Origin of the sequence: Spongiactinospora gelatinilytica (assembly GCF_003236385.1) — a bacterium.
GTDB lineage: Bacteria > Actinomycetota > Actinomycetes > Streptosporangiales > Streptosporangiaceae > Spongiactinospora > Spongiactinospora gelatinilytica.
Genome location: NZ_POUA01000440.1, coordinates 1 through 5,778, shown reverse-complemented (window position 1 = coordinate 5,778; position 5,778 = coordinate 1). Strand labels below are relative to the sequence as shown.

Below are 5,778 nucleotides of genomic sequence, written 5' to 3'. Positions count from 1 at the left end.
CCCCCGTCCACTGGTCCGGCTGTGAACGCCGGTGCGGACTCCCCCGCGGCCGGGTCGTCCAGATGACCGCCACCCCGGCCGGCTACCACGAGAGGACCCCGTGACCGACTACCTGCGCGACGGAGCCGAGATCTACCGACGTTCGTTCGCGACCATCCGCGCCGAGACCGACCTCACCGGCGTCCCGCCCGAGATCGCCCAGGTGGCGGTACGGATGATCCACGCCTGCGGCATGACCGACCTGGTCACCGACCTGGCCTGGTCCCCCGAGGTGGTGACGAAGGCCCGCAGGGCACTACAGCAGGGCGCGCCCGTGCTGTGCGACGCGCGGATGGTCGCCTCCGGCGTGACCAGGAGCAGGCTCCCCGCCGCCAACGACGTTATCTGCACCCTCGCCGACCCCGCCGTGCCCGCGCTCGCCGACGAGCTCGGCACCACCCGCAGCGCCGCCGCCCTCGAACTGTGGCGGGACCGCCTGCGAGGTTCGGTGGTGGCCATCGGCAACGCGCCGACCGCCCTGTTCCGGCTGCTCGAACTCGTCGCCGAGGGCGCGGGCAGGCCCGCCGCCGTGCTCGGCATCCCGGTCGGCTTCATCGGCGCGGCCGAGTCCAAGCGCGCGCTGGCCGAGAGCGACCTGGACCACCTGGTGGTACACGGCCGCCGCGGCGGCAGCGCGATGACCGCGGCGGCGATCAACGCCATCGCCGGCGAGAAGGAGTGAGCGGGTTGACCGGACGTCTGTACGGGGTCGGGCTCGGCCCCGGGGACCCCGAGCTGATCACCGTCAAAGCGGCCAGGCTGATCGGCGAGGCCGACGTGATCGCGTACCACGCGGCCCGGCACGGCCGCAGCATCGCCCGTTCGATCGCGCTGCCGTACCTGCGCGAAGGCCAGGTCGAGGAGCTGCTGCTCTACCCGCTGACCACGGAGACCACCGACCACCCCGGCGGGTACCAGGGCGCGCTGGACGACTTCTACGCCGACTGCGCGCAGCGCCTGGCCGCCCACCTGGACGCGGGCCGTACGGTGGTCGTGCTGGCCGAGGGCGACCCGATGTTCTACGGCTCCTACATGCACCTGCACAAGCGGCTCGCGCACCGCTACCCGACCGAGGTCGTGCCCGGCGTCACGTCGGTCAGCGCGGCGTCCGCCGTGCTGGGGCGTCCGCTGGTGGAGCGCGACGAGGTGCTGACCGTGTTGCCCGGCACGCTGCCCGCCGAGACCCTGGCCGAACGGCTCGGCGGTCCCGACCCGGCCGCCGTGCTCAAGCTGGGCAGGACGTTCACCAAGGTCAGGGACGCCCTGGCGGAGACCGGCCGGCTGGACGACGCCTGGTACGTCGAGCGGGCCACCATGGGCGGCCAGCGGGTCGCGCCGCTCAAGGACGTCGATCCGGACGGCGTGCCGTACTTCGCGCTGGCGCTGCTGCCGAGTCCCGCCGCCGCGCGCACGTTCGTGCCCGAAACGCCGCAAAACGAAGGCCCCGGCGAGGTGGCCGTGGTCGGGCTCGGCCCGGCCGGGCGGGACTGGCTCACGCCCGAGGCGCAGGAGGCGCTGGCGGCGGCCACCGACATCGTGGGATATGGGCCTTATGTGGACCGGGTGGCCCCGAACCCGCGCCAGCGCCGCCACCGTACCGACAACCGCGTGGAGGCCGAACGCGCCCGGCACGCCCTGGAGCTCGCCGCTTCCGGGGCACGAGTGGCGGTGGTCTCGTCGGGCGATCCCGGCGTGTTCGCGATGGCCAGCGCGGTGCTGGAGGCGGCGGGGGACTTTCCCGGCGTACCGGTCAGGGTGGTGCCCGGCCTGACCGCCGCCCAGGCCGTGGCCAGCCGGGCGGGCGCGCCGCTCGGGCACGACTTCTGCGTACTGTCCCTGTCGGACCTGCTCAAGCCGTGGGAGGTGGTGGCCCGCCGGATCACCGCCGCCGCCGCGGCCGATCTGGTGCTGGCGATCTACAACCCGGCCTCGCGCAGCCGTACCTGGCAGGTCGCCGCCGCCCGTGACCTGCTGCTGGAACACCGCGCGCCGCAGACGCCCGTGGTGATCGGCCGGGACGTCGGCGGCCCGCAGGAGAGCGTCACCGTCACCACGCTCGGCGACCTGGACCCGGCCGTGGTGGACATGCGCTGCCTGCTGATCATCGGCTCCTCCACGACCCGGGTCACCGGGGACGGCGTGGTCTACACCCCCCGCCGCTACCCCTGAACCCAGGCCACGGCCTCCGCCACCGACTCGGCCAGCAGCACGCCCTGCGGCACCGGCGGCCGGTTCACCATGATCACCGGCAGCCCGGTCTCCCGGGCCGCGACCAGTTTGGCGGTGGTCATCGGCCCGCCGCTGTCCTTGGTGACCAGCACGTCCAGCCGGTGTTCGCGGATCAGCGCGGTCTCGCCCGCCACGGTGTACGGCCCGCGGTCCAGCAGTACGCGGACGTTGGCGGGCACCGGCGGCTCGGGCGGATCGACGGACCTGGCCAGGAACCACCGGCCGGGCAGCGCGGCGAACACCGGCAGGCTGCGCCGTCCCGTGGTGAGGAACACCCGCGCCCTCTCACGGACCAGCGCGGCGGCCTCCTCCAGGGACCCGGCCCGCGACCAGGTGTCACCAGGCCCTTCGGTCCAGCCCGGTCGGCGCAGGATCAGCAGCGGCACCCCTGTGGCGGCCGAGGCCGCGACCGCCGAGGCGGTCATCCGTGCCGCGAACGGGTGGGTGGCGTCCACCAGCAGATCGATCCGCTCGGCCGCCAGCCAGGCGGCCAGCCCGTCCGGCCCGCCGAACCCGCCCTCGCGTACCTCCCCCACCGGCAGCCTCGGGTTGGTCACCCGCCCGGCCAGCGAGGTCACCACATGCGCCTGGGGGTGGAGTTCGGCGGCGAGCGCGCGGGCCTCCGCCGTACCGCCCAGGATCAGGACCCGCATGCCCGGTCCCTGGCCACGCTGTAGAGATGGCTGTCGGGGAACTCCGCCGCCCCCAGCACCCGGCCGACGATGATCACCGCGGTCCGCCTGATCCCGGCGTCCCGGACCTTGGCCGCGATGTCGGCCAGCGTGCCGCGCACGATCTCCTCGTCGTCCCTGCTCGCGCGGGCCACCACCGCCACCGGGCAGTCGGGGCCGTAGCCGGGCAGCAGGTCGGCGACCACGGCGTCGATCCGCTGCACGGCCAGGTGCAGCACCATCGTGGACCGGCTGGCGGCGAGCGTGGGCAGGTCCTCGCCTTCGGGCATCGGGGTCGCGCGGGCGGCGGTACGGGTCAGGATGACCGTCTGCCCGACGCCGGGCACGGTCAGCTCCCTGCCCAGCGCCGCTGCCGCCGCCGCGAACGCCGGTACGCCCGGCACCACCTCGTACGGCACGCCGTACGCCTCCAGCCTGCGCATCTGCTCGGCCACCGCGCTGAACACCGACGGGTCGCCGGAGTGCAGCCGGGCCACGTCCAGGCCGTCGCGGTGGGCGGCGACGAACTCGGCCGCGATCTCGTCCAGCGTCAGGTTCGCGGTGTCCACCAGCTTGGCCCCGGGCGGGCAGGCGTCCAGCAGTTCCACCGGGACCAGCGAGCCCGCGTACAGGCACACCGGGCAGCCTTCCAGGCGGCGCAGGCCGCGCAGCGTGATCAGGTCGGCCGCGCCCGGACCGGCCCCGATGAAGTAGACGGTCATTCCGCGTCCCCCTTGGTCACCGACCAGATGGTGACCGGCATGGCCGCGCGCCAGCCGGTGAACCCGCCCACCGGCGCGGCCCGCTGCAAGGCCAGCCGCACCAGGTCGCCGCCGAGCCTGCCGTACCACGCCGCCACGACGGCCTCCGTCTCCAGCGTGACCGCGTTCGCGACCAGCCGCCCGCCGGGGCGCAGCGCCGACCAGCAACGTTCCAGCAGGCCGGGCGCGGTCGCGCCGCCGCCGACGAACACCGCGTCGGGCGTGGGCAGGCCGGTCAGGGCGTCCGGGGCGCGGCCGGTCACGATCCGCAGGGACGGTACGCCGAGCCGGTCGGCGTTGCGCCGTATGGCGTCGGCCCGGTTCGCCCGGCTCTCCACCGCCACGGCCGCGCAGGTCGGGTGGACCCGCAGCCACTCGATGGCGATGCTGCCCGCGCCCGCGCCGACGTCCCACAGGAGTTCGCCGTGTTGCGGGGCGAGCCTGGACAAAGTGACCCCGCGGACCTCGCGTTTGGTGAGCTGCCCGTCGTGCTCGAAGGCGGTGTCGGGCAGGCCGGGGGTCGCGGGCAGCGGCTCGGTGCCCGGCGCGGCGGCGCACGCGACGGCGATCACGTTCAGCGGGGAGGGGGCCGGGCCGGTCCAGGTGCCGGCGGTGGCCCGTCGTACGTCCTCGGTGGGCGCGCCCAGATCGGACAGTACGGTCAGCTCGCTCGGCCCGTACCCGGCCCGGGTCAGCAGGTCGGCGACCACGGACGGGGAACCGGCGTCCGCGCCCAGTACGACGAGGCGGCGGCCGGGCGCGACGGCGGCGTGCAGCGCCTCGGGCGGACGGCCGACCAGGCTCACCGTCTCCACCTGCTCGACCGGCCAGCCGAGCCGGGCGCAGGCCAGCGACAGCGACGACACCTGCGGCAGCACCCTCACGTTCTCCGCGCCGACCAGCCTGGCCAGCGTCGTGCCGATGCCGTAGAACATCGGATCACCGCTGGCCAGCACGCATATCGCGCGCCCTGCGTATCGGTGGAGAAGATCGGGCAACGCGGGCAGCAGCGGCGACGGCCACGCCACCCGCTCGGCGTTGACCGGCACGAGTTCCAGGTGCCGCGGGCCGCCCACCAGCACGTCGGCGGCCTCCACCGCGCGGCGCGAGGCGGCGGGCAGCCCGTCCCAGCCGTCCGCGCCGATGCCGACGACGGTGATCACATGTTGCCCAGTACGCGGGTCACCTGGACCTCTATCACGACCCGCGCCGGGTTCTCCCTGGGCTGGCGGTAGCGCTCGGCGTAGCGGCGTACGGCGTCGGCGATCTCGTCCGACTCGGTCCGCACCACGGCCCGCCCCTCCAGGGTGGACCAGCGCCGGCCGTCCACCTGGCACAGCGCCACCGCCGCGCCTTCGGACCCGATCAGGCGAGCCTTGCGCGAAGCCCCCGAGGTGATCACGCGGGCGATCCCGGTGGGCAGGTCGAGGGTCACCCCCACCGGCACGACATGCGGCGGCTCGCCGTCCGGACGGACGGTGGAGAGCGTGCAAAGGTGCCGCTCCTGCCAGAACTCGGCGAACTCATCGCCCATCGTGACCAGGTCCACGGCGCTCATCGTATATGTGGTGGTAAATGGCCTTCTGGCAGACTCTGTCGGGTGAAGCGGCTACTCGTGATCGGCATCGGGGCGGGCGACCCCGACCATCTCACCCTCCAGGCGGTCAAGGCCATCGCCGCGACGGACGTGTTCTTCATCGTGGACAAGGGCGAGGTCAAGCACGACCTGATCCGGCTGCGGCTGGACATGATCGCCGAGCACGGCCGCCAGCCGTACCGGATCGCCGAGACCCGCGACCCCGAACGCGACCGCACCACTCCCGCCTACACCGAGGCCGTCGAGGACTGGCGCTCCCGCCGCTCCCAGGCCCTGGAGTCCCTGATCGCCGACCACCTGGGCGAGGGCGAGACCGGCGCGATCCTGGTGTGGGGCGATCCTGGTGTGTACGACAGCACCCTCGCCATCGTCGAGGAGATCCTTGAGCGGGGCCATGTCGCCTTCGACTACGAGGTCATCCCGGGCATCAGCAGCATCGCCGCCCTCACCGCCCGCCACCGCATCCCGCTCACCCAGGTCG

At 74.1% G+C, this 5,778-nt stretch carries 7 protein-coding genes; 3 read left to right on the top strand and 4 right to left on the bottom strand.

Features of this window, described 5'->3' with window-relative positions:
• The first annotated feature begins 100 nt into the window (after positions 1-100).
• Both C1I98_RS34135 and cobJ read left to right on the top strand, forming a co-directional pair.
• Positions 101-721 (top strand): precorrin-8X methylmutase, encoded by a 621-nt coding sequence (locus tag C1I98_RS34135; RefSeq protein ID WP_111171458.1) that lies wholly within the window; start codon positions 101-103, stop codon positions 719-721.
• A 5-nt stretch (positions 722-726) separates the two neighbouring features.
• A complete protein-coding gene (gene cobJ / locus C1I98_RS34130; protein ID WP_111171460.1) occupies positions 727-2,208 on the top strand; it encodes a precorrin-3B C(17)-methyltransferase in 1,482 nt (493 codons plus the stop codon).
• On the opposite strand, the gene C1I98_RS34125 is transcribed toward cobJ, so the two are convergent.
• The 4 genes from C1I98_RS34125 to C1I98_RS34110 are packed head-to-tail and all read right to left on the bottom strand — an operon-like array spanning position 2,199 to position 5,258.
• Complete coding sequence (locus C1I98_RS34125; RefSeq protein ID WP_111171457.1) at positions 2,199-2,921, bottom strand: cobalt-precorrin-6A reductase; 723 nt, start codon at positions 2,919-2,921, stop codon at positions 2,199-2,201. The genes cobJ and C1I98_RS34125 overlap by 10 nt on opposite strands.
• Positions 2,909-3,661, bottom strand: a complete 753-nt coding sequence (cobM, locus tag C1I98_RS34120; RefSeq protein WP_111171456.1) for a precorrin-4 C(11)-methyltransferase — start codon at positions 3,659-3,661, stop codon at positions 2,909-2,911. The genes C1I98_RS34125 and cobM overlap by 13 nt, the downstream gene beginning before the upstream one ends.
• Positions 3,658-4,863: a precorrin-6y C5,15-methyltransferase (decarboxylating) subunit CbiE gene (gene cbiE / locus C1I98_RS34115; RefSeq protein WP_111171455.1), complete on the bottom strand. Its 1,206-nt coding sequence runs from the start codon at positions 4,861-4,863 to the stop codon at positions 3,658-3,660. The genes cobM and cbiE overlap by 4 nt, the downstream gene beginning before the upstream one ends.
• The gene (locus C1I98_RS34110) at positions 4,860-5,258 is read right to left on the bottom strand and encodes a pyridoxamine 5'-phosphate oxidase family protein (protein WP_111171454.1); all 399 of its coding nucleotides are present in this window, start codon (positions 5,256-5,258) and stop codon (positions 4,860-4,862) included. Before C1I98_RS34110 ends, cbiE begins: the two co-directional genes overlap by 4 nt.
• 42 nt (positions 5,259-5,300) lie before the next feature.
• Between C1I98_RS34110 and cobF the strand changes: the two genes are divergently transcribed.
• On the top strand, positions 5,301-5,778 hold a 478-nt coding region (cobF, locus tag C1I98_RS34105; protein ID WP_111171459.1), incomplete at its 3' end, for a precorrin-6A synthase (deacetylating).